Here is a 19,181-nt window from a genome sequence, read left to right as displayed (position 1 = left end):
TTTTTGAGAGTCCAAATACTAAATTTGGATAGCTTCATGCCCCCCTAGTTCTCAACCTCCAGAGGAGTATGCCGACCAGAATCACGGCCACCACCGTGAGAACCGCTATTCTAGGGGCGTTCTCTCTCATTCCCGTGTTTAGATCTGAGCAAAGCGGGAGGCCGAGCACGCTAAGGGGTTCATAATACGGTGGGACGATGTAGGCATCTCTCCAGGTGATAAGGAGAAACGTGTTGTTACCTACGACAACGGCTTCGGTTTTATCCGCAAGGGCGTAGCTAATGGGTATCCTTCTGCTGTTGTTTATGATGAGTGCAGTATTATTCTCGTGATCAATTTGAAGGGTTCCAGTTTCGTTATTCAGGATGTATTCGCCATTCACGGGAATATATCTAGGGGGGATCAGGTTCTTTCCCAGATCCCTCTCATCCGTCGTGTTGAAGATTTTGAAGCCCTCATCGGTCAGCTCGTAGGCAGTGAAGCCCTCGGTAGTGGTCCCGTTCTGTCGTATCTCCCACAGGAAGGCAACAAGGGGATGATCATTCTTTCTGTAAACTTGAACCCAAACGGAGGAATGTTCGTTTTCATCTTCCTGGTAGTCCAGCCAGTAGTAGGTTTTCCTTGGAGTTTCGACGGTGTAGTTTCTCCAGGAGAGGGTTCCGTTTCCCAGGATGACGTAGGAACCTTTGTACTCAGCGATGGGGAGGCCATCTATATAGAGGGCTTCTCTGCACTTTCCACTAACCCTATACACAACTGGAAGGTTGTACAACCTAAACGAGACCACCCACTCGTTTTTCTCCCACGACCAGAAACCGTAGAGGGACTTCAGCGGTCTCGACGAGTACGCCAACTTTAGAACTTCCTTTGTGATATCTCTCTTCGTGCCGTTTGTGACCAGGAAATACCTAGTGAGAGTGTATTCTGGAAGGAAAGATGGCAGCTCGTACCTGATTCCATCCTCAACAGCAATATTGAAGGGCGCTTTAACTTCGGGAATGTGAAATCCCACTGGAGTCTCGTTTTTAAGCTCGAGGTCTCCGTTGTGGTAGAGGTAATAGACTGTAGTGTTCGGCAGGATCATATCAACGCGGGCCCACAGGCGGTTTTTATTGTCCAGTCCGAGGTAAACCCACGCGTAGGGGATGTTGCCAGCATTTTCAGGGGCGATTATATCTCTCGCGGCCCAGGCCAAATCCCACTCCCCGGTAACGTTAAGTGTTTTTGGATCGAGCCTGAAAACGCTGTCGCTGGCTGAGTGAGGGGAGGATCCAGTGCTGGCCACGAGGAATATGCTTCCGTCGTAGAACAGGAAATCGCGCGCGTAGTCCACGTACCAGGCAAGGACAGGTTTCAAAACTATGGGAGCGCTTCCGTTGTACACCCCCATGTAGAGCCCGTCGTAAGGATACGCATAGACGAGAGTCAAGTTTCCGGCGTTTGCAACTCTTAAGGTTCCTATAAAATCCAAAAGTTCTTCGCCCTTGAGGCCCTCCGCTTCAAGCTTCCATGTTAGATCCTGGAATTCGCTCCCATTGTACACAAAAAGCCCGTCGTTCTCAACGAGCAACTGGTGACAGCTTTCACACCAGGCTGTGCTGTAGGCACTCACGTAGGATGATGAGAGCACAATCAAAACAAATATGAGGGTAAGCAATTTTCCATAGTGATTCATTTTAATCACCATATCAAGAGTTCTATTACATTCCTAAGTTGTTATTTTCCCTTTAAGCTTTTCGTCCCAATACCTTTTTAACGGGACTTCCAATTTTAACCTGGAGGTGAGAGCATGGCGGAGGACATAGAGGAGATCAGGAAGCGCAAGCTCATGGAGCTCCAGAAGAAGTACCTTGAACAGCAGAAGGCCCAGGAAGAAGCCCTTAAGAGGGAGATGGAGCTGGAAGCCCAGCTTGAGGCTATTATGAGAAAAATCCTCACACCTGAAGCAAGAGAGAGGCTTGGACGGGTCAAACTCGTCAAACCGGAACTGGCGAGACAGGTTGAGCTGCTCTTAGTCCAGCTCTATCAGGCTGGGCAGATAAGGGAGAGGATAGACGACGCAAAGCTGAAGAGGATTCTGGCCGAGATAGACGCCAGAACGAGGAGAGACTTCAAGATCAAGTGGTAAAGGGATCGCATATGGAAGCTTCCATGATCATCAAAATCCTCGACGAAAAGGGAGAGGTGAGTCTGGACACCTGGAAGGTCGTCTCAATAAAGGAGAATGACGATGGGACTGCAGATATACTCTACAAGAACAAGCACGTCGGCAGTGATGGTGATCCTGTCTTCCTGTGGATTTACGCCAACGTAGTTGAGGAAGACGACGATGTTCGCGTTCTTGAGAGGATAACCTTCAAGAAGGAGGATATCCTCTGGTTGGTTAGGTACGTCTTTCCAAAGGTTAAGGTTATAAGGGGTTTGCCCAACAGCCCGCCGGTCGGGGGTGTTTGAGTGAGCGGGAAGAGAGTCTGTCCCGTGTGTGGCTCAACGGAGTTCATATATGACCCCAGCAGGGGTGAAATAGTCTGTAAGGTTTGCGGTTACGTCATCGAGGAGAACGTGGTCGATGAGGGCCCTGAGTGGAGGGCCTTTGATCCGGGCCAGAGAGAGAAGAGGGCGCGCGTCGGTGCTCCCGAGAGCATACTTCTCCACGACAAGGGACTTTCCACTGACATTGGAATAGACAGGTCGCTAACTGGCTTGATGCGCGAGAAGATGTACAGGCTGAGGAAGTGGCAGTCCCGCCTCAGGGTAAGCGATGCAGCAGAGAGAAATCTTGCCTTTGCCCTGAGCGAACTTGACAGGCTCGCGAGCAACCTCAGCCTTCCAAAGCACGTTGAGGAAGAGGCGGCGAGGCTCTACCGTGAGGCCGTTAGGAAGGGCCTCATTAGAGGCCGCTCAATAGAGGCCGTCATAGCCGCCTGTGTTTACGCCGCCTGCAGGCTTCTGAAAGTTCCAAGGACCCTTGATGAGATTGCCGATGTTTCCCGCGTTGACAAGAAAGAGATAGGAAGGAGCTTCCGCTTCATAGCGAGGCACCTCAACCTCACTCCAAAGAAACTCTTCGTCAAGCCTACGGATTACGTGAACAAGTTCGCTGATGAGCTCGGCCTCAGCGAAAAGGTCAGGAGACGGGCCATAGAGATCCTCGAAGAGGCCTATCAGAGGGGTCTCACGAGCGGGAAGAGTCCAGCTGGTCTGGTAGCGGCCGCGCTTTATATCGCGAGCCTGATCGAGGGCGAGAAGAGAACCCAAAGAGAGGTAGCGGAAGTTGCCAGAGTCACTGAGGTTACCGTGAGGAACAGGTATAAAGAGCTGGTGGAAAAGCTGAAGCTCAAGGTTCCAATAGCGTGATCAACGTCCAAACCAGCTCTCCAGGGTTCTCTGTTTTCCAGCTTTTACCGCTTTCTTGAGCCTTTCAAGGCCGTTTTTGACCCTCTCCTCACTGAAGTCGTGCTCATCGCAGAGGAACTTGAGGATGCCTTCCTCGTCTGGCTCGCGCCACTTAAGCTCGTAGTCGTCCGTAACGGGGGGATTTAAGAAGAACTCCTTTATGGCGTAGAGGTCAACGTCGCTCTCCTTCTGGTACTTCTTAAGGGGGTCTTTGGTTCTCTTAACGATCGTGAGGGCTTTCTTTGGACCTATGCCTTTGATTCCACCAGGGTTGTAGTCCGTTCCAACAAGGATTGCCAGCTCGATAAGCTTCTCCCTGTCTATGCCGAGTTCCTTGAGAACTTCCTCAAGGACAACCAGCTCCGGCTTGACCTCAACATAGACGTTCTTCCCGGGGAGCTTCCTCCTTCCGGTTATCGTGAGGTTTCTCACGAGCCTCGGCGCACCGAAGAGAAGGGAGTCATAGTCCTGGCTTGCTGAGGCATAGACAGCTTTCTTGGCGGCCATGTGAGCCGCTTGAGCCTCTCCCTCGCTCGGAGCTTGGACAACTGGAATGCCCATAAGCTCAAGGAGCTTTTTGGCGTCGTTTATCAGCTGCTCGTTCACCCTCGTGGCACGCATCGCATACTTCTTGGCCTCCTCAAGGTCACCTTTTTCAAGGGCTTCATACCACTTTTCCTCGGCTTCTTCTCTAGCCTCACGCCTCTTCTCAAGCTCCTTCTTCTTGAACTCCGGAGGTTCGCCATCGAAGACGTAGGCCGGCTTTATACCGGCTTCCATCAGGTTGATGGTTCTGTAGAAAAAGCCGCTGAGATGAGAAGTTATCCTCCCCTGTGAATCCATTAGTGGAGTCCCATCGCGCTGCCTTATCGTTGAGAGGAACTGGTACATGGCGTTGAAAGCGTCTATGGCAACCTTCTTGCCGTAGAGGTTTTCCAGCTCTATCTCCTTCCGCGGTATCAGCTCACCGATCTGGACTCCCATTCTCACCACCAGAGAGGATAGGAAAAAGGAGTATTTAGGCTTTGCCTCAGCCTGCCAGCTGTACACTACTTCAAAGTTTGAAGAGTCACCCAAACAGCGTGACTTCAACCTCTTCTCCAGCCTCAAGTATTTCAACTGTCTCCGGGACTTCTATGAAACCGTCAGCATCTACAAAGCTGGTCACTGCACCACTGCCCTTTAAAATGGGAACTGCCTTCTCTCCCTCGATCCTGACAGGAAGGAACTGCCTTCTACCTTTGACAGAGAAAACCTTGTGGGCGAGCCTCTTCTTGACCTTCCTGATCTCAGCTTCCCTCCCAATCAGCTTCCTCAGGAGCGGTGCCACAAGGAGCGTGAAGTTTGTCAGACAGCTCGTAGGGTAGCCCGGAAGTCCAAAGATTGGCTTGCCGTTTATCTCCCCGATTATCGTTGGCTTCCCAGGCTGTATTGCTATCCCATGGATGTAAACTCTGCCAAGCTCCTCAATTATTGAGCTCGTCAGGTCCCTTATTCCTCCACTAGCACCACCGCTGAGGAGGACGATATCACAGCACTCAAGTCCTTTGAGTATCAGGTTCTTCAGGCTATCTCGGTCGTCCCTCGCTATGCCGAGGAAGACTCCTTCCCCTCCGAGCTCCCTGACGGCGTCGGTTATAGCCCTTCCGTTGATGTCGTAAATTTTGCCCGGCCTGAGTTCTTCCCCAGGGAGGACTATCTCGTTCCCTGTGCTTATCACTGCCACCCTGGGCTTTCTAAACACTGGCACTTCAGAGAGACCCACAGCTGAAAGAAGGGCTGTCTCCTTGAAGCCCAGTCTCGTGCCCCTCTTCAAGAGGAGCTTGCCCTTCGGAATGTCAGTTCCAGCCTTCATCACCCCGAGGCCAGGATAAGCAGGCTTGTAGATGATGACAGTGTCCCCCTCCCTCTCAACGTCCTCGAACTGAATGACCGCATCGGCGCTCTCAGGGAGGGGTGCACCAGTGGAGATATAGACGGCCTCACCCTCCTTCGGCTGAACTGAGGGAGTATCTCCTGCGTTTATCTCGCCCACAATCTTCAGCTTCACTGGTTGGCTCTCGCTCGCCATAAACGTGTCTTGGGCCCGTACTGCGTAGCCGTCCACGGTGGCCCTGTCAAAGGGGGGAACGTCTATTGGGGATACAACATCCTCAGCGAGAACCCTGCCGAGTGCATCCCCAAGCGGAACCCTCTCAACCTTCGGTTCAAAGTTGAAGGACTCGATGACTTTTATCGCCTTTTCCAGCGGAACCACCTTAAGGAACGCCATTTCTACCACCGAAGTTAATGGTCCCATAGCCTATAAATCGATTGCGTAAACGGAATGGCTTAACAGAACCACTAAAAAACGACGGCATAACCGAAGAGGGGTGAGACGATGAGGGTATACCACCTATATTCCGGTGGCAAGGACTCCAGCTTGGCGGCGTGGATACTGACGAGAATAGGGTACGAGGTCAAGCTGGTTACGGTGACCTTCGGGATGCTCGATAACTGGAAGTACGCAGAGGAAACAGCCAGAAGGCTCGGTTTCAAGCATGAAATTCTCAAGCTCCCTCGGGAACTCCTTGAGAGGGCCGCCGAAATGGCAGTTGAAGACGGAAGACCTGGAAGGGCGATTCAGTTCATCCACGAAAAGGCTCTTGAGGCCCTGGCCTCGAAACCTGACGTTGAGAGGGTAAGCGACGGGACGAGAAGAGACGATAGAGTCCCATACCTTGACCTGTCAAAGGCGCGTTCACTTGAGGACAGGTTCGGGGTGGCATATATAAGGCCGCTCCTCGGTCTAGGCTACAGGACGATAAACGAGCTCGTTGGACGGCTCTTTGAGGTCGAGATAAGGGAGAGCGAGGAGCTTGAGAAGAGCGACTACGAAGTTGAGCTTAGGCACCTCTTGAGGGAGAGGGGAATCGACCCACTGTCAATATTTCCAAGAAAACATTACCAATCAAGGGTCCTTGGATGGAAGGAAGAAAAGGTCAAAGCTCGAGGCTGAGCCTTCTGACGACTGGGTCTTCGGCCTCCTCAGGCTTTATCTCCTCGATGCTCTCAATCCATATCTTTGTTCTCGGAACCCTGTGCTTGCTCCCGAGGTCAGAGTAAACGAGCTCCCTTACGTGCTCCTCCTTGAGGGCCCTGTACTCTTTGGTGAAGGGCTGCTTCTTTCCGAGCCTCTCAAAGGTACCCTTGACGCGGAAAACCTTGACCTCCATTTTTCACACCTCCTTCCTCCGCCACTACTCAGGCCATTTTTTAAGCTTTGCTTCAACCAAGGAAGCCGAGGGCTTCCTCGATCTTCACTATCTCAGGACCAGTCGTTAGGTGCCCGACAACGACACCATACGAGTTGGCCAGCATGCAAGAGCCAACGAATGGAACGCCCATGTTGGCTGTACCGACGTAGATATCAACGCCGAAGAGGTCGCTCAGCCACTCAAGCTCCTCGTCAGTTGCCTCGGGATGAACAAGCCCGCCCTTGTTCGTGACGACGCCAACGCTGCCGACCGAGTGGTAGCTGGCTATCATTCCCCTCTCGACCTCATCAACGCCCAGTATCTCGCCTATCGCGTTTGCCTCCTCCCTCGTGAACTCCTTGCTGACGAGGGCGGCCTTATCGTTGGTCAGGACAAGGTTGCCAAGGGCTGTGAGCCTGCTCTTAAAGGGGACAACGTCCATGTCAATACCGAACTCGTTGAGAGCAGTTTTGATTCTCTCAAGCTCAGCGTCCCAGATGTACCAAGGGACGATGATTGCGTTGGAGTTGCCGGCGGCGAATATTCCAACTATCCTCGACTTCATGATGCTGGTCTCGATGATTGGGACTTTGAGAACTTCTCTCAGGACTTCCAGCTTCTTCTCACCCAGTCCCTCTCTCAGGAGAAGAACCCTGTCAGTTGCGCGCCCGTAAACGCCGAGATATGGGGAGTTCTCAAAATCGAGTCTCTCTATGTGCATCTCGTCACCTCTAAAAAGTGGTTAAAATCAGGCGAGGGAGACCCTTGCTATCCTCTTCCCCTCGCTCTCCTCGACGACGACCTTGACGCGGAGCTTTCCTGGCGGCTTCTCAGCGCCGCGCTCCCAGATCTTCTCGTTGACGTCGGTGCCGATTATGACCTCGTCAGCCTTGGCGTGCCTGGCTATCCACTCGCGGACGAAGCGGGCAGCCCTGGGTGCCCTCTTCCAGCGGGGAACCCTCTTCTTGATCTTGTTTATCGGGACGACGAATATGACCTCTTCACCGGGCTTGATCGGCATTTACATCACCTCACTCCTTAAGCTTTGTCCTCCTCCAGTGTCTCCTCTTCGGGTGAGTGATAACTTTCCTGTTGGTCTTCACAATAACCCAAACAGGGACGCGTCTGTTCTGCTTTGCAGCCTTGGCGAGCCTGAGCTTCTTCGCAAACGGCTTGTTCCTGGCCATAGTTACACCCCCTCCTTTTGCCTGTTCATGCTTTGGAAATCCGTTTTTAAGCTTTTTTGTATTCATCACTCAGAAGTATCACTCCTCAGGCACAATGTGGTGCTCCCGACACCGGGCCTCGTAGCTTTCCCTTCCCCCAACAAGGATAACCGGCGAATTCTTTGGAGCGGGCTTCCCGTCTATCAATCTCTGGCTCCTCGTCGCGGGCTTTCCGCAGACCGTACAGACCGCCGTCAGATAGACGATGTTGTCCGCCCTCACGAGAAGTTCTTTGGTCACAGGGAACGGATCGCCCTTGAAGTCCAGGTTGAGGCCGCTGGCTATGACGTAAATTCCCTTGTCGGCGAGCTCGTTTAAGGCCTCCACAATTGACATCGGGAAGAACTGAACCTCATCTATTCCAATGACCTCGTAGCCTTCATTGAGCGTTATCTCCTTTATCCTCTCCACTCCTTCCTCGGTGGTCGGCACTACGAAGGCCTCGTACCTGAGCCCGTTGTGGGCAACGACTTCCCTTTCGGAATAACGGTTGTCTATGGCTGGTTTGAACAGCGCCGCCTTTCTCTTGGCGAAAATCTGCCTCTCGACCCTCTTGATGAGCTCTGTCGTCTTTCCGGCGAACATTGGGCCAGTTATGACCTCAAGAAAACCGCCCGGGTGCATCGGTTTCGCCGAGGAAAGTGAAAAGGAAGGGTTAAAATGGTTTGGGCTCAGACTTTCTTCACGATCAGCTTGACCCCATCAACCTTGACAACCTCTACGGTGTCCCCGACTTCAAGCCTATCATCACTGAGCGCTATCCAGTTGTCCCCCTCAAGCTCAACGAGGTAGTGATCCTCGGCTACCTTCAGGACTCTCCCCCGCTTTCCAACAGGGTCAAAAGTGTACTTCTTCTCCTTTGCCCCGATGTCAACTACATCTTTCCTGATGTACCTGCCGACGAGGATATAGGCGAGGACGCCGAAGATCAACGCAACGACAAAGCTTTCCGTGAAGTTCCAGCCGAAGCCTAAGAGAATTCCAAGAACAGCGAAGGTAACCCCTATAGGCGTTATGAAGGCCGTAACCATCATGTCGAGCAGGATTATTAGCAGTCCAAGGATGAGGAGAAAAATCGGGAGGGGATCCATGGCCCCTCACTCCATCATATCTTTGGGCTTTTCAAGCTCTTCGTTGTTCTCACCACTTCCCTGAAGCTCTTCCTTCTCGCTCTCGGGCGGCTTTGGAAGCGGCATGTCCTTGACCTTCTGAAGGATCCTCAGCAGGCCAATTAGGGCCTCTGTGTCGTATGGGACTATGAGGTTACCGTACTTGGCAAGGTCGGGAAGCTTCTCGATGTACTGGAGCGTGAGGTACTTCTCGTCCGCCATCCTGAGGGCCTCGAGAACCTTCCTGATTGCCTCGGCCTGACCCTCCGCTATGAGTATCTGTCTCTGCTTTTCACCTTCGGCCTTTAGAATGGCAGCCTGCTTCTGACCCTCGGCCTCCCTTATGGCGCTCTCCTTCTTACCTTCCGCCAGAAGGATCATGGCCCTCTTCTCCCTCTCCGCGGTCATCTGCTTAGCCATTGCCTCCTGGATGTCCTTCGGCGGGTCTATCCTCTGTATCTCGACGCGGGTTATCTTAACGCCCCAGCGGTCGGTTATCTTGTCGAGCTCTTCCCTGAGGCGGGCGTTGATTATGTCCCTTCCAGAGAGCGTCTCATCAAGCTCCATCTCACCGATTATGGCACGCAGGTTGGTCTGAGCGAGCTTGACGATGGCCATCAGGAAGTTGCTCACGTTGTAGACGGCCTTTACCGGGTCCATTATCTGGTAGTAGACGACGGCATCAACGGTTACGACGACGTTGTCCTTACAGATGACTTCCTGTGGGGGAACATCAATGACGTGCTCCCTCATGTCAACTTTCTTTACTCTCTCCATGAAGGGGATTATGAAGTGCACGCCAGGGTCGAGGATTCTGTTGAACTTTCCGAGCCTCTCCACTAGTCCTTTCTCATAGGGCCTGATTATCTTGACGCCCAGTAACAGCAGCAGCAGTAAAAACAGGCCCAGGACGAGTATTACAAAGGCAGCAAAGCCAGCCATTACCACTTCCTCCTAGAATTTTTCAAATCTCTTTTTGTTGAACTCCTTATAAGCCTTTCCCAGGTTTGTGAGGGTCTACTTTTTAAACCCTGGACGTATTTGTGAGCAGGTGAGAAAATGGGGAGACCCGTCTTCCTCGGAAAGGCTTACATAAACTGGTGCGAGAAGTGCAACGTCCCGCTCATTGGCGATTCCTGCGCTATCCACGGAAAGGAAGGAGTCTTCAGGCTAAACATCACTCCGCCGGGAGATCTGCGCTTCGCCTTTGAGAAAGACATTGAGTTCATCCGCTCAGTGTTCATGGAGCACTACGGCGTTGACATCGGCGAAATCCTTGAAGGGAAGATCGTCCTCCTCAACAAGCTTCCGAGCGAGGATGATGCCTATGAGATAATCCTCGACGGCTACGTTTTTGGTTATGTGAAGTTCGACCCGCTCGAGCTGAAGTGGCACGCGGGGCTGAAGGTAGAGGGAGCCATCGCCCTCTGGAAGCGCTTCGGAAAGAAGATGAAGAAGTGGGTAGTCGTTGATAAGGGAGCTGTAGAGCCTATAAAGAAGGGTGCGAACCTGATGGCTGTCGGTGTGGTCGAGGCTGATCCGAGCATAAGGGTTGGAGATGAGGTCGTACTCGTTACCGAAGATGGAGAAGTTTTTGCCACCGGAATAGCAAAAAAGGACTATGATGCTCTGATGAGAGGCGAGAGGGGAAGCGGCGTAAAGCCGAAGAGGCAGAAGACAATCAACTACCGCGAGGGCAAGAAGGCCACCATGGAGGATGTTCTGCGGGCGAACAGCATAGCGCTCGAAGAGAAGGTCGTAAAGAGCAGGGAGTTCATGAGGAGGGTTGCCAACAAATACTCCGATCTCCCAAAGGCAGTCGCGTTCTCGGGCGGAAAGGACAGTTTAGTGGTCCTTGGTCTGGCGCTGGAAGAGTTTGGGACCGACTTCACGGTCTTCTTCAACAACACGGGCATCGAGTTCCCTGAGACAGTTCAATACGTTGAAGAGCTGAGAAAGGAGCTTGAGCCTAAGGGGGTTAGCTTCATAGTGGCCGACGCCGGCGACGCCTTCTGGAGGGCTCTATACGTCTTCTCGCCGCCGGGGAGGGACTACCGCTGGTGCTGTAAAGTTACGAAGCTCGGACCGATCACGATGGCGATAAAAGAGAACTATCCAAAGGGCGTTCTCATGTTCGTTGGCCAGAGGAAGTACGAGAGCATAAAGCGCTTCAAACAGCCGCGCGTGTGGAGAAACGAGTGGGTGCCAAATGAGATTGGAGCCTCGCCGATCTTCCACTGGAGGGCCATAGAGGTCTGGCTCTACATATTCAGCAGGAAGCTGAAGTACAACCCGCTCTACGCCCGCGGTTTCGACAGAATAGGCTGCTTCCTCTGTCCGAGCGCTTCATTAGCTGAGTTCGAGAGGCTGAAGAGGGAGAAGCCCGAACTCTGGAAGAAGTGGAGAAACGCGCTGGAGTACTGGAGGAAGCGCTTTGACCTGCCAGAGGAGTGGGTGACCTACGGCTTCTGGCGCTGGAAGAGGCTCAGCAAGGGCGAGAAGTCAATAGCGCGGAAGCTGGGTGTTAATATTCCGGAGGAGCGCTCGTGGGAGCCTGTGAAAGTCCAGATTCAAGAGACCGACGATGGCTACGAGCTGACCTTCAACACCGTCCTCAACAAGAAGAGGCTCCTTGAGGTGACCCCAATCCTCGGGGAGGTAGAAGTTGAGGGCGACGTTATCAAGGCGGGGCAGGTTGAGTTCCTAACCGGAACGAGAAGGGCCAGAGCTCCGAATGAAGAAGAGGCCTGGAGCGCCTACTACCTCGTCAAGAGAGCCTACGAGTGCGTCGGCTGTGGCGTCTGCGTCGGTAAATGCCCAGAGAACGCGCTGAGCATAGACGAGAGGAGCAAGAAGATAATCGTTGACTGGGACGCGTGCGTCCACTGTCGCGAGTGCATGGACGTCTGCCCGCTGTTAAAGATCAAGAACCCCGAGGAGGGGAGCCAGCTTTAGGCAGGTTTATAAACCATTTCCCCTTCTTCCCTTCCGGTGAGAGAAATGGAAGAGCTGTTTGTATGTCCCGAATGCGGTAGCGAGAACGTTGAGGTTATCAAGGAGAGGGGGAGAGATCTTACCCTTCGCTGTAACGACTGCGGCAACGTCTGGCACGTTACTCTTCCGAAGTTCAGGAAGGTTCCACTCATCGTCAGCAAGCACGAGAGGAGCTTCAAGAGCGAGGCCGAGCTTCCAGAGGGAGAAGAAATAAAGGTCGGCGACATCGTAGAGACGGAGAACGATGAAGTCAGGATAACCGGGATAGAATTAGACGGGGATAAAAGAGTCAATAAGGCTAAGGTGGAAGAAATCAAGACCCTCTGGGGCGAGAGCTTAACTTACCCAAAGGTCATAAAGGTCTCCATCTATCTTCCAAAGGGCATCACCCAGGCCTTTAAGGTGAAGGTGCCGAGGAGCGAGGAGTTCGTTGTTGGAGAAGTCATCGAAGTTGGAGGCTACACTTTCAGGGTGGAGAAGATAAAGACCGAGAGGAAGATGCTCCACCACGGAAAGGCAAAAGCCGATGAGATTGTGGCCATAATGGGACACCAGATTCCAAAAGCGAGAGCCAGAAGAAGCCTCGAAATATATCGGGGCTATGATGAGGAGTCCTGAGCTGAGTGGATGATGAGCTTGGCCGCTCCTGAGCGCGGCATTTTGGGAATTTTTTTACCAAATCCTATCTTGCTCAAGATCTTCCCAGACGTTAACCAAAAGATTATAAACTTCACAAATAAACTCCCCAAGGGTGAGAAAAATGCCAAAGACTAAAATAAAGCAAGTTGACGATGCCCTTAACGGCGGCATAATGGAGAGCTCCGCCGTTGCCTTCGTTGGCTCACTCGAATACGACAACGTAATTCTCATGCATCAGGTCACTCTGAACGCTCTTAAAGACGGGAAGAAAGTGCTTCTCGTGACGTTCCGTCATGCTCCGAACACCCTGCTCAAAGAGACAGAACACAACGGGATCAACTATGCCCCTTTCATCGAGGACGGTTCTCTGGTAATCCTTGACGGGTACACCAACCTCTACGCTCCTGGCCAGAAGCAGGGAGAAAACATACTTTCTAACCCGCTTGACATAGGAATCACAACGGCCGTAATTAGGAACAGCCTCTCAAGAGGAGAATTCGACGTCCTTGTCATAGACGACTTAACAGCCCAGTACACCCTTCAGCCGAATCCGAAGGGTTACATAAAAACTCTAGTACGTTTAATGAACTCAGTGAAATCCCTCGGAGTAACTGCCATGGCCGCTCTCTGCGGGGATGTGTTCGAGAAAGTCGACCTGGCTGCTGCTTTAATACCCTTTGACTACGTCCTTGAGGTGTCCCGCGGAAAAATCATCATAACACGCTCCATCCAGCCGCTAAAGATAGCAAAGCCCGTTTTCCCATACGTAAGAACTTCGGAGGGAATAAAGCTCGTTCTTGAAGAATACACAACCGTAGAAGGCATTAAAAAGAGGCTTAGGGCAGAACCGGACGGGACTCTGTGGCTTGACTGGGAAAGAGTGGAGATAATCACCGAAGAAAGCGAAAGGGCCACGATAGAGACCGCCTACGAGTTCCTAGGGCCGGAAAAGGGCAAGGAGTTCCTGTACCTCTGGGGCAAGAAGCAGTTTATAGGAATCGGAAAAGACGCAAAAAGGCGTACCGACAACCTGAGGTCTGCACTCAAGGAGATAGCACTTCTCACTCGCTCCAGTGGGGGTGGTACAATCGAGATAATTGAGGTCAGAGAAGACCTCATAGTGATAACTGGTAAAAAGCTCTTTCCAGGAGGTAAGGGTTCACCCCTGCCCTATCACGTCCACTACGCAGGCTCAATAGCCCAGTTTCTGACGGAATTCACGGGGAAGAAGTGGGAGGGCAAAGAAACCAAGTGTGAGGCCATGGGTGCGGATCATTGTGAGTTCGTCTTCTGGCCCGCCGAATAGCGAAACCCTTTTAAGCGGTCAGCCAGACTCGGTGGTGCAAACCAGATGAACGATGAGGTTTCGGAGGGATGAGGATGGCGAAGCCGAGCTACGTGAAGTTTGAGGTTCCACAGGAGCTTGCTGAGAAGGCCCTTGAGGCCGTTGAGATTGCAAGGGACACCGGAAGGATAAGGAAAGGCACCAACGAGACCACCAAGGCCGTTGAGAGGGGCCAGGCCAAGCTCGTTGTCATAGCCGAGGACGTTGACCCTGAGGAGATCGTTGCCCACCTCCCGCCGCTCTGCGAGGAGAAGGAGATCCCGTACGTTTACGTCCCGAGCAAGAAGGAGCTTGGAGCGGCCGCTGGCCTTGAGGTCGCCGCTGCAAGCGTTGCCATCATTGAGCCGGGTAAGGCCCGCGAGCTCGTTGAGGACATCGCTATGAAGGTCAAGGAGCTCATGAAGTGAGCTCCTTTTCCTTCCTTAACATTCACGAAAGGTTTAAGGTCATCTCTGCGAGGGAGTTTTAGATTTAGGGGTGTGAGGTATGAGCGACGAAGGATACCCTGCTGAGGTTATTGAAATCGTCGGCAGGACCGGCGTCACCGGTGGCGTTACCCAGGTCAAGGTTAGAATCCTCGAAGGCCGCGACAAGGGTAGGGTCATAAGAAGGAACGTTAAGGGGCCGGTCCGCGTTGGTGACATAGTCATACTCAGAGAAACCGAGCGTGAGGCCAGAGAGATCAGGAGGAGGAGATGAAGATGGCCCGCTGGAACGTCTGCTCCTACTGCGGAAGGGAGTTCGAGCCGGGAACTGGCAAGATGTTCGTCAGGAACGACGGCAGAGTCCTGTTCTTCTGCTCAAGCAAGTGCGAGAAGTACTACTTCATGGGCAGGAACCCGAGGAAGCTCAAGTGGACGAAGGCCTTCCAGGAGGCCAGACTCCAGAGGGCCAAGAGGAAGTGATTTCCTTCTTTTCCTTCCCGTTTATGGTTTCATTGTACTGGTTCTTGAACTTCCAAAAAACCTATTAACCACCTAGCCAATTAACCCCGGTGTTGCCGATGGCAGACAAACAGATTGAAAGAACCCTCGTTATTCTGAAGCCCGACGCCGTTGTTAGGGGTCTTATAGGAGAAATCATTAGCCGTTTTGAGAAGCGCGGCCTCAAGATCGTTGGAATGAAGATGATATGGATTGACAGGGAGCTCGCCGAGAAGCACTACGCGGAACACAAGGGCAAGCCCTTCTTCGAGCCGCTCATCGACTACATAACAAAGGCTCCAAGTGTTGTTATGGTCGTTGAGGGAAGATACGCCATAAGCGTCGTCAGGAAAATGGCCGGGGCTACCGACCCGAAGGACGCCGAACCGGGGAGCATAAGAGGCGATTACGGCCTCGACGTTGGCGATGCAATCTACAACGTTATCCACGCCTCCGACAGTCCGGAGAGTGCGGAGAGGGAAATAAGTCTATATTTCAAACCGGAGGAGCTATTTGAGTACTGCAAGGCTGCCGACTGGTTCTATCACACCCACGCAAGGGCAAAGAAGGAATATCTGGACAGCATGGACTGCCTGGAGCGCTGATTTAGTCTATTACAATGTCGAGCTTCCCCTTCTTTTCCCTTATAAAGTCCGAATACTCCTTCAGAACCTCGCGACATTCCTCGGGAAGCCTTTTATTCGCCCCGCTAACTGCAACCTTTCCGAGGAGCATGGTGGTCATTAAGATGACGATACCGTAGACTGCTATTGCAAGGACTCCCCTCGGAACGATGAAGAGAAGCGTTGCCGGGAGGAATCCAACGATTAAAATCGCAAGCTTCATTGCTGAGCTTGGATTTGGGGCCTTCAAAATGCATTCTGCAAACTCCCTAGAGCGGGGAAATTCTTTGAGGACTGCGCCACCAATGAAGAGCATTCTACCATCCTTAAAGGCCATAATGCTCTTCTCATCGGTGTAAACCTCAACTCCTTCAAGGAAGCCTGCCCTCTCAACCTTAAGGAACTTTATAGAACTTCCTTTCCTAGGCCAAGTAAAGAGCGTGTAGGCAAGAATACCAGGAACTATCAAAGCAGGAAGCAGTGTAGATGAAAGCGTGACTGCCCCCGCAAATATTCCAAGAGCTAAGTACGAGACCTTGATGTACTCGTCAATGCTCAGGCTCTTCCTCGCCTTGAGATAGGAGTATGCGACTGCCACGAGAGATGAAAGAAAGACCTCCATCCCGGCCCATTGAAGCAGACTGAGACAAGTTCCAGCACAGATGTAGGTATTATCAGGCCAAGACTCCCTAAACGGAACTGAGAATGCATAGGTAAAGACTGGTATCCCAAAGAGAGCCGTGATGACCTCGCTACCCCTTCCCCTCAGTCTACCCACGATGAAAGCAAGAAGGATACCGAGTGAAGTTCCAACTGCAAACTCAATCATCTCACCACCGATCGGACTTACTACCAGGATTTTTAATCCTTCCTCCGGCTAACCTTTAAAAGCCCACGCCGGATTTTAGCTCAGGTGAGAAAAATGACGAAGAGAATTAGACAGCCAATTATCGCGGTTCTCGGCCACGTTGATCACGGTAAGACGACACTACTTGACCGCATCAGGCATACGAACGTGGCTGGAAAGGAAGCCGGCGGGATAACCCAGCACATAGGTGCGACCGAGGTTCCAATTGATGTTGTCAAACAGCTCGCCGGCCCGCTCATCAAGCTCTGGAAGGGCGAGATAAAGCTCCCTGGACTGCTCTTCATAGACACTCCCGGCCACGAGGCTTTCACAAGCCTGCGCGCGAGAGGTGGAAGCCTCGCCGATTTAGCAGTCCTCGTTGTGGACATAAACGAGGGCTTTCAGCCGCAGACGATAGAGAGCATCGAAATCCTGAGGAGGTATAGGACGCCCTTCATAGTTGCCGCCAACAAGATAGACAGAATAAAGGGCTGGGTAATCGAGGAGGACGAGCCATTCCTCATCAACATCAAGAAGCAGGATCAGAGGGCGATGCAGGAGCTGGAGACCAAGCTCTGGGAGCTGATAGGCAAGTTCTACGAAATGGGCTTCAACGCTAACCGCTTCGACCGCGTCCAGGACTTCACCAGGGAGCTTGCGATAGTTCCTATCTCCGCCAAGTACGGCATAGGCGTTCCGGAGCTCCTAGTACTAATAGCCGGCCTCTCCCAGAAGTACCTTGAGGAGAAGCTGAAGATAGAGGTTGAAGGCCCCGCACGCGGTACCATCCTTGAGATCAGGGAAGAGGTCGGCCTTGGAACAACTATTGACGTCATCATCTACGACGGAACTCTGAGAAAGGACGACACGATAGTCGTTGGTGGAAAGGACAGGGCGATAGTAACCAAGATACGCGCGCTCCTGAAGCCGAAGCCCCTCGACGAAATCAGGGACCCAAGGTTCCGCTTCGACCAAGTTGACGAAGTAACTGCCGCCGCGGGTGTCAAGATAGCCGCCCCCGGTTTAGAAGAGGCCCTAGCAGGTTCACCGGTCATAGCGGCACGCTCCGAGGAGGAGATTGAGAAGGCAAAGCAGGAGATACTCAGCCAGATTCAGAGCGTCGTCATAAACACTGGAAAGATCGGCGTCATAGTCAAAGCCGACACGCTTGGAAGCCTTGAGGCCCTCAGCAAGGAGCTCCAGGAGAAGGGAATCCCTATCAGGAAGGCAGACGTAGGCAACATCAGCAAGACCGACGTCATGGAGGCCCTGAGCGTTAGGGAAGAGGAGCCGAAGTACGGCGTCGTCCTCGGCTTCAACGTCAAGGTCAACGAAGATGCAGAAGAGGTTGCGAACGCAAAGGGCGTTCCTATCTTCGTCGGCAACATCATATACAAGCTCATAGAGGACTACGAGGCCTGGGTTAAGGAAGAGGAGGAGAAGAGGAAGCGCGAGCTTCTCAAGAACGTCACCTTCCCCGGCGTGATAAGGCTCTACCCGGACGAGCGCTACGTCTTCAGGAGGAGCAAGCCGGCCATAGTAGGCGTCGAAGTCCTCGAGGGCAGGATAAGGCCGGGTGTGACTCTGATCAAGGAGACCGGAGAGAGGGTAGGTGTTATCAAGTCGATAAAGAACAAGAACGACTTCGTCCAAGAGGCGAAGAAGGGCGATGCAGTGGCAATAGCAATCGAGGGCGCGATAGTCGGCAGGCACATACACCCTGGGGAGACCCTTTACGTCGACCTCAGCAAGAACGACGTCATAATTCTCGCCAAGCAGCTCAAGGACGAGCTTGAAGAGACCGACATAAAGGCCCTCAAGATGACGGCGAAAGTAAAGGCAAAAGAAGACCCGTTCTGGAAGGCGGTTTAACCACCTGATTCCCCGCCTTATTTTTATCCTGACAGAGCAGATACAGCAACATATCAGATTATCAGGGGCAAAAATACTGGAAGGCAAACTTTATCATTTCTATAAGCGAAACCTATTTACACTACTTGATAGTAGTAAAAATGGTGATTATCATGGAGAGGAGACAGCTTAAGTGTCCCCTCTGTGGAGGAACTGATTTCCAAGTCGAGGAGGGCAAACTCGACAGCAAGTGGGGCTTCACTGCCCACAAGGTCAAGATAGTTATCTGCAAGAACTGCGGCTACATCATGCTGTTCTATGAGGGAAGAACGATATGGGACTTCGACTGAAGAAAAAAGGGAAAAGGCTCAGAACTTTTCGAGGTAGATATCCACCCCGAGCGATACTTACTCACTTTTTTGAGTGAGCAGTGCCCTAAGCTTCGGCGCCCTGGCTCCAAGCTCCCTGTCGAGCATGAAGAGGCCCTGGGGGTGATCGCCGATTATCTTGAGCTTGTCGACTATAGCCTTAGTGCTGGCCTCCTCCTCGACCTGTTCCTCGACAAACCACTGAAGGAACTGATAGGTTGCGTGGTCCTTCTCCTCCTGGGCAAGCTCAACGAGCTTGAATATTGACTGGGTAACACCAACCTCGTGGAGGTAAACAGCTTCGAAGGCCTTCAGCGGGCTTTCAAAGGTCTGCTTGGGCTTCTCAATCTTATCAAGCTCGACTTTGCCACCTCTGTCGAAGATGTAATCGTATATCCTCAGGGCGTGACCGAGTTCCTCTTCTGCTTGAGCCTCCATCCATCTGGCAAAGCCGTCGAATCCCATGTCCTTAAAATACGCTGCAATTCCAAAGTAGAAGTAAGCCGAGAACAGTTCCTTGTTGAGCTGCTCATTAAGGGCCTTCAGCATTCTCTCGCTCAACATTACAATCACCTCAACCATTTATTGTTTTCGAACGTTATAAGTTTATCCACCGAACCATAG

General features: G+C 52.3%; 25 protein-coding genes. 13 read left to right on the top strand and 12 right to left on the bottom strand.

All coding sequences use genetic code 11. The features are described from left to right. Positions 1 to 34: 34 nt before the first annotated feature. Positions 35 to 1,675, bottom strand: coding sequence for a hypothetical protein (locus tag A0127_RS08530; protein ID WP_062390342.1), 1,641 nt, complete (start codon positions 1,673 to 1,675; stop codon positions 35 to 37). 114 nt (positions 1,676 to 1,789) lie between these two features. On the opposite strand from A0127_RS08530, the gene A0127_RS08525 reads away from it, so the two are divergent. Genes A0127_RS08525 through A0127_RS08515 form a run of 3 tightly spaced genes read left to right on the top strand, consistent with a single transcriptional unit; the run spans position 1,790 to position 3,357 of the window. Next, on the top strand, positions 1,790 to 2,128 hold the full coding sequence (locus A0127_RS08525; RefSeq protein ID WP_011250229.1) for a DNA-binding protein: 339 nt from the start codon (positions 1,790 to 1,792) through the stop codon (positions 2,126 to 2,128). 11 nt (positions 2,129 to 2,139) lie between these two features. Further along, positions 2,140 to 2,454, top strand: coding sequence for a hypothetical protein (locus A0127_RS08520; RefSeq protein ID WP_062390339.1), 315 nt, complete (start codon positions 2,140 to 2,142; stop codon positions 2,452 to 2,454). Further along, complete coding sequence (locus A0127_RS08515; protein ID WP_062390337.1) at positions 2,455 to 3,357, top strand: transcription initiation factor IIB; 903 nt, start codon at positions 2,455 to 2,457, stop codon at positions 3,355 to 3,357. Here the strand turns inward: A0127_RS08515 and fen are convergent, their stop codons facing one another. Together fen and A0127_RS08505 are read right to left on the bottom strand one after the other, a co-directional pair. Further along, the gene (gene fen, locus A0127_RS08510; protein ID WP_062390335.1) at positions 3,358 to 4,380 is read right to left on the bottom strand and encodes a flap endonuclease-1; all 1,023 of its coding nucleotides are present in this window, start codon (positions 4,378 to 4,380) and stop codon (positions 3,358 to 3,360) included. It lies immediately after the preceding gene. An 85-nt stretch (positions 4,381 to 4,465) separates the two neighbouring features. Further along, entirely contained in the window at positions 4,466 to 5,668 is a 1,203-nt protein-coding gene (locus tag A0127_RS08505) for a molybdenum cofactor synthesis domain-containing protein (protein WP_062390333.1), read from the bottom strand. A gap of 108 nt (positions 5,669 to 5,776) precedes the next feature. On the opposite strand from A0127_RS08505, the gene A0127_RS08500 reads away from it, so the two are divergent. Beyond that, positions 5,777 to 6,394: a DUF7411 family protein gene (locus A0127_RS08500; RefSeq protein WP_062390331.1), complete on the top strand. Its 618-nt coding sequence runs from the start codon at positions 5,777 to 5,779 to the stop codon at positions 6,392 to 6,394. Here A0127_RS08500 and rpl18a read toward each other — a convergent pair. From rpl18a to A0127_RS08465, 7 genes are all read right to left on the bottom strand, one after another. Further along, on the bottom strand, positions 6,378 to 6,611 hold the full coding sequence (rpl18a, locus tag A0127_RS08495) for a 50S ribosomal protein L18Ae (RefSeq protein ID WP_054841405.1): 234 nt from the start codon (positions 6,609 to 6,611) through the stop codon (positions 6,378 to 6,380). The genes A0127_RS08500 and rpl18a overlap by 17 nt on opposite strands. Positions 6,612 to 6,663: 52 nt before the next feature. Next, on the bottom strand, positions 6,664 to 7,353 hold the full coding sequence (locus A0127_RS08490; protein WP_062390329.1) for a translation initiation factor IF-6: 690 nt from the start codon (positions 7,351 to 7,353) through the stop codon (positions 6,664 to 6,666). Between the two features lie 27 nt (positions 7,354 to 7,380). After that, the gene (locus A0127_RS08485; RefSeq protein ID WP_011250271.1) at positions 7,381 to 7,653 is read right to left on the bottom strand and encodes a 50S ribosomal protein L31e; all 273 of its coding nucleotides are present in this window, start codon (positions 7,651 to 7,653) and stop codon (positions 7,381 to 7,383) included. Positions 7,654 to 7,663: 10 nt separating this feature from the next. After that, on the bottom strand, positions 7,664 to 7,819 hold the full coding sequence (locus A0127_RS08480; protein WP_011250270.1) for a 50S ribosomal protein L39e: 156 nt from the start codon (positions 7,817 to 7,819) through the stop codon (positions 7,664 to 7,666). Positions 7,820 to 7,897: 78 nt separating this feature from the next. Then, positions 7,898 to 8,482 carry a thymidine kinase gene (locus tag A0127_RS08475; RefSeq protein WP_054841406.1) on the bottom strand — a complete coding sequence of 195 codons (585 nt, stop codon included), beginning with the start codon at positions 8,480 to 8,482 and terminating at the stop codon, positions 7,898 to 7,900. A gap of 47 nt (positions 8,483 to 8,529) precedes the next feature. Then, positions 8,530 to 8,949, bottom strand: coding sequence for an NfeD family protein (locus A0127_RS08470; RefSeq protein ID WP_062390327.1), 420 nt, complete (start codon positions 8,947 to 8,949; stop codon positions 8,530 to 8,532). A 6-nt stretch (positions 8,950 to 8,955) separates the two neighbouring features. Next, positions 8,956 to 9,909, bottom strand: a complete 954-nt coding sequence (locus A0127_RS08465; RefSeq protein WP_062390324.1) for an SPFH domain-containing protein — start codon at positions 9,907 to 9,909, stop codon at positions 8,956 to 8,958. A 117-nt stretch (positions 9,910 to 10,026) separates the two neighbouring features. On the opposite strand from A0127_RS08465, the gene A0127_RS08460 reads away from it, so the two are divergent. The 7 genes from A0127_RS08460 (at position 10,027) to ndk (ending at position 15,473) form a co-directional block, all read left to right on the top strand. Next, complete coding sequence (locus A0127_RS08460; protein ID WP_062390321.1) at positions 10,027 to 11,922, top strand: phosphoadenosine phosphosulfate reductase domain-containing protein; 1,896 nt, start codon at positions 10,027 to 10,029, stop codon at positions 11,920 to 11,922. Between the two features lie 45 nt (positions 11,923 to 11,967). Beyond that, positions 11,968 to 12,579 carry an HVO_0476 family zinc finger protein gene (locus tag A0127_RS08455; RefSeq protein WP_062390318.1) on the top strand — a complete coding sequence of 204 codons (612 nt, stop codon included), beginning with the start codon at positions 11,968 to 11,970 and terminating at the stop codon, positions 12,577 to 12,579. 142 nt (positions 12,580 to 12,721) lie between these two features. Next, entirely contained in the window at positions 12,722 to 13,906 is a 1,185-nt protein-coding gene (locus A0127_RS08450; protein WP_062390315.1) for a V4R domain-containing protein, read from the top strand. Positions 13,907 to 13,980: 74 nt separating this feature from the next. Beyond that, the gene (gene rpl7ae / locus A0127_RS08445; protein WP_062390906.1) at positions 13,981 to 14,352 is read left to right on the top strand and encodes a 50S ribosomal protein L7Ae; all 372 of its coding nucleotides are present in this window, start codon (positions 13,981 to 13,983) and stop codon (positions 14,350 to 14,352) included. Positions 14,353 to 14,431: 79 nt separating this feature from the next. Next, positions 14,432 to 14,644 (top strand): 30S ribosomal protein S28e, encoded by a 213-nt coding sequence (locus tag A0127_RS08440; protein WP_011250261.1) that lies wholly within the window; start codon positions 14,432 to 14,434, stop codon positions 14,642 to 14,644. A gap of 2 nt (positions 14,645 to 14,646) precedes the next feature. Continuing rightward, positions 14,647 to 14,850 carry a 50S ribosomal protein L24e gene (locus tag A0127_RS08435; RefSeq protein ID WP_011250260.1) on the top strand — a complete coding sequence of 68 codons (204 nt, stop codon included), beginning with the start codon at positions 14,647 to 14,649 and terminating at the stop codon, positions 14,848 to 14,850. Positions 14,851 to 14,948: 98 nt separating this feature from the next. Continuing rightward, positions 14,949 to 15,473: a nucleoside-diphosphate kinase gene (gene ndk, locus A0127_RS08430; RefSeq protein WP_062390313.1), complete on the top strand. Its 525-nt coding sequence runs from the start codon at positions 14,949 to 14,951 to the stop codon at positions 15,471 to 15,473. A gap of 1 nt (position 15,474) precedes the next feature. Here ndk and A0127_RS08425 read toward each other — a convergent pair whose 3' ends face one another. Then, the gene (locus tag A0127_RS08425; protein WP_062390311.1) at positions 15,475 to 16,320 is read right to left on the bottom strand and encodes a hypothetical protein; all 846 of its coding nucleotides are present in this window, start codon (positions 16,318 to 16,320) and stop codon (positions 15,475 to 15,477) included. A gap of 84 nt (positions 16,321 to 16,404) precedes the next feature. Here A0127_RS08425 and infB point away from each other — a divergent pair, with 84 nt between their 5' ends. Both infB and A0127_RS10520 read left to right on the top strand, forming a co-directional pair. Next, on the top strand, positions 16,405 to 18,210 hold the full coding sequence (gene infB, locus A0127_RS08420; RefSeq protein WP_231855751.1) for a translation initiation factor IF-2: 1,806 nt from the start codon (positions 16,405 to 16,407) through the stop codon (positions 18,208 to 18,210). A gap of 152 nt (positions 18,211 to 18,362) precedes the next feature. Next, positions 18,363 to 18,539 carry a zinc ribbon domain-containing protein gene (locus A0127_RS10520; RefSeq protein WP_231855825.1) on the top strand — a complete coding sequence of 59 codons (177 nt, stop codon included), beginning with the start codon at positions 18,363 to 18,365 and terminating at the stop codon, positions 18,537 to 18,539. Positions 18,540 to 18,596: 57 nt separating this feature from the next. Here the strand turns inward: A0127_RS10520 and A0127_RS08415 are convergent, their stop codons facing one another. Beyond that, positions 18,597 to 19,121, bottom strand: coding sequence for a ferritin (locus A0127_RS08415; RefSeq protein WP_062390307.1), 525 nt, complete (start codon positions 19,119 to 19,121; stop codon positions 18,597 to 18,599). Positions 19,122 to 19,181: the final 60 nt, after the last annotated feature.

This window comes from Thermococcus peptonophilus (assembly GCF_001592435.1).
Taxonomy (GTDB): Archaea; Methanobacteriota_B; Thermococci; order Thermococcales; family Thermococcaceae; genus Thermococcus; species Thermococcus peptonophilus.
The sequence above is the reverse complement of the archived record's forward strand: the minus strand, read 5'-3'. Positions and strand labels throughout refer to the sequence as shown.

What these genes read in the sequence shown, in the direction of transcription:
- rpl18a (WP_054841405.1), bottom strand. Translation starts at nt 6,611, where the DNA reads ATGGAGGTCAAGGTTTTCCGCGTCAAGGGTACCTTTGAGAGGCTCGGA.
- ndk (WP_062390313.1), top strand. Translation starts at nt 14,949, where the DNA reads ATGGCAGACAAACAGATTGAAAGAACCCTCGTTATTCTGAAGCCCGAC.
- A0127_RS08425 (WP_062390311.1), bottom strand. Translation starts at nt 16,320, where the DNA reads ATGATTGAGTTTGCAGTTGGAACTTCACTCGGTATCCTTCTTGCTTTC.
- A0127_RS08500 (WP_062390331.1), top strand. Translation starts at nt 5,777, where the DNA reads ATGAGGGTATACCACCTATATTCCGGTGGCAAGGACTCCAGCTTGGCG.
- A0127_RS08505 (WP_062390333.1), bottom strand. Translation starts at nt 5,668, where the DNA reads ATGGCGTTCCTTAAGGTGGTTCCGCTGGAAAAGGCGATAAAAGTCATC.
- A0127_RS08465 (WP_062390324.1), bottom strand. Translation starts at nt 9,909, where the DNA reads ATGGCTGGCTTTGCTGCCTTTGTAATACTCGTCCTGGGCCTGTTTTTA.
- A0127_RS08475 (WP_054841406.1), bottom strand. Translation starts at nt 8,482, where the DNA reads ATGCACCCGGGCGGTTTTCTTGAGGTCATAACTGGCCCAATGTTCGCC.
- A0127_RS08450 (WP_062390315.1), top strand. Translation starts at nt 12,722, where the DNA reads ATGCCAAAGACTAAAATAAAGCAAGTTGACGATGCCCTTAACGGCGGC.
- A0127_RS10520 (WP_231855825.1), top strand. Translation starts at nt 18,363, where the DNA reads ATGGAGAGGAGACAGCTTAAGTGTCCCCTCTGTGGAGGAACTGATTTC.
- A0127_RS08480 (WP_011250270.1), bottom strand. Translation starts at nt 7,819, where the DNA reads ATGGCCAGGAACAAGCCGTTTGCGAAGAAGCTCAGGCTCGCCAAGGCT.
- rpl7ae (WP_062390906.1), top strand. Translation starts at nt 13,981, where the DNA reads ATGGCGAAGCCGAGCTACGTGAAGTTTGAGGTTCCACAGGAGCTTGCT.
- A0127_RS08490 (WP_062390329.1), bottom strand. Translation starts at nt 7,353, where the DNA reads ATGCACATAGAGAGACTCGATTTTGAGAACTCCCCATATCTCGGCGTT.
- fen (WP_062390335.1), bottom strand. Translation starts at nt 4,380, where the DNA reads ATGGGAGTCCAGATCGGTGAGCTGATACCGCGGAAGGAGATAGAGCTG.
- A0127_RS08440 (WP_011250261.1), top strand. Translation starts at nt 14,432, where the DNA reads ATGAGCGACGAAGGATACCCTGCTGAGGTTATTGAAATCGTCGGCAGG.
- A0127_RS08485 (WP_011250271.1), bottom strand. Translation starts at nt 7,653, where the DNA reads ATGCCGATCAAGCCCGGTGAAGAGGTCATATTCGTCGTCCCGATAAAC.
- A0127_RS08435 (WP_011250260.1), top strand. Translation starts at nt 14,647, where the DNA reads ATGGCCCGCTGGAACGTCTGCTCCTACTGCGGAAGGGAGTTCGAGCCG.
- A0127_RS08525 (WP_011250229.1), top strand. Translation starts at nt 1,790, where the DNA reads ATGGCGGAGGACATAGAGGAGATCAGGAAGCGCAAGCTCATGGAGCTC.
- A0127_RS08455 (WP_062390318.1), top strand. Translation starts at nt 11,968, where the DNA reads ATGGAAGAGCTGTTTGTATGTCCCGAATGCGGTAGCGAGAACGTTGAG.
- A0127_RS08520 (WP_062390339.1), top strand. Translation starts at nt 2,140, where the DNA reads ATGGAAGCTTCCATGATCATCAAAATCCTCGACGAAAAGGGAGAGGTG.
- A0127_RS08470 (WP_062390327.1), bottom strand. Translation starts at nt 8,949, where the DNA reads ATGGATCCCCTCCCGATTTTTCTCCTCATCCTTGGACTGCTAATAATC.
- A0127_RS08460 (WP_062390321.1), top strand. Translation starts at nt 10,027, where the DNA reads ATGGGGAGACCCGTCTTCCTCGGAAAGGCTTACATAAACTGGTGCGAG.
- A0127_RS08415 (WP_062390307.1), bottom strand. Translation starts at nt 19,121, where the DNA reads ATGTTGAGCGAGAGAATGCTGAAGGCCCTTAATGAGCAGCTCAACAAG.
- A0127_RS08530 (WP_062390342.1), bottom strand. Translation starts at nt 1,675, where the DNA reads ATGAATCACTATGGAAAATTGCTTACCCTCATATTTGTTTTGATTGTG.